General features: G+C 22.3%; 2 protein-coding genes. Both read left to right on the forward strand.

The window, feature by feature from the left end; all coding sequences use genetic code 11:
* The coding region (locus tag Q0370_RS07825) for a hypothetical protein (RefSeq protein ID WP_367270878.1) at window positions 1-846 on the forward strand (846 nt) is incomplete at its 5' end.
* Between the two features lie 12 nt (window positions 847-858).
* Window positions 859-1,411 (forward strand): AAA family ATPase (locus Q0370_RS07830; RefSeq protein ID WP_299574279.1); only part of this gene is annotated, 553 nt, incomplete at its 3' end.

The raw sequence follows: 1,411 nt of genomic DNA on the forward strand, positions 1-1,411 counted from the left end.
ATTATACAAAAAGAATTATTTTTAGATTATGAAAATAAAGAAATTGACAAGATAATTAAAATAATGAAGAAAAAGAATAAAAAAAGAAAAAGTATTTTGGAAATACGTTTTGAAAAATTAAATATATCTGAAGAGTATTTGCCGAATCAACTTTTTTGTTATAAGAAATTTCAAGATGGTAATAAAAATTGGGGTAGACATAAATTACTATTTTTAATGGAAATAGAAGTGTGTCCGTATTGCCAAAGAAATTATATTAGTAGTTATGAAGAAAATAATAGTAAAAAAACAACAGCAGATTTAGATCATTTTTATCCAAAATCATTATATCCATTTTTAGCTTTATCTTTGTATAATTTTATTCCTAGTTGCCAAATTTGTAATAGCAGATTTAAAGGTAATAAAGATGCACGTGATTCTCTTTATTTGTATGATAAAGGATTTGATGAATTAGGGATAAAATTTAGAACTTCAGAAGAAGTCATAGTTAAAATTTTAGGAGAAGGACATTCAGATTTTTTTGTAAAAATTGACTATGAAAATCTTAAAGACGAAAAAAATAAAGAAAAAATAAAAAACAGTATTAGAAATTTAGGATTAGATAAAGTATATGAAAAATCGCATAATCAGTATATTCAAAATTTACTATATAATATTGAAAAATATCCAGAAAATTATTTGGAAAATTGTGTAGAAATGTTTGAAAGTGATGTTGATAAGAAAAAACAGCTTGAAGAATATTTTAAAGATATTGTGAAAGAGCCGTATAGAAAAAGAATAGAAAATGGAGAGCCTTTGGCGAAATTGACTAAAGATATTTTAGAGGAATTTAATATAAAAATTTAAGGAGAAAATGAAATGTTTCCAATATATATGTATATAAAAGAATATAAAGGATTGAAAGATTTTGAAATTACTTTTGATAATAATTATGAAATTAAGTATAATAGAGATAAAGACACATTATCAATCAATAAAAAATGTGAATCTGCAAATAATAATATAGAAAATTTTTACTCTATTGATAAAACAAAGGGGAATATAGATAGTGTTAATTTATTGATTGGGAAAAATGGTAGTGGGAAGACAAATATTTTAGAAATGTTAAATTTAAGTAAAGAAAGACGAAAAATCGATTATATGATTATCTATAAATCCGTTGAGAATAATGAAGATTTTATTATTGAAAAAAGTGGATTATCAAAATTCATAAAAATAAAAGAATCTAAAGAAATTAAACTTAAAAATGAGTTATATGAGTATCATGATGACAAAAATTATATGAAAAATACAGGAGTAATAAAATTTTCATTTAAGGAAAAAATTATGAGTGCTGTTATGAGAGAAGAAAAATTTGAAGAAGAATATAGAGGAGAGTCAAAAACAAATCTTTATAAATTGAATAGAGGAT

The organism is uncultured Leptotrichia sp., assembly GCF_938036635.1.
Classification (GTDB): domain Bacteria; phylum Fusobacteriota; class Fusobacteriia; order Fusobacteriales; family Leptotrichiaceae; genus Leptotrichia; species Leptotrichia hongkongensis.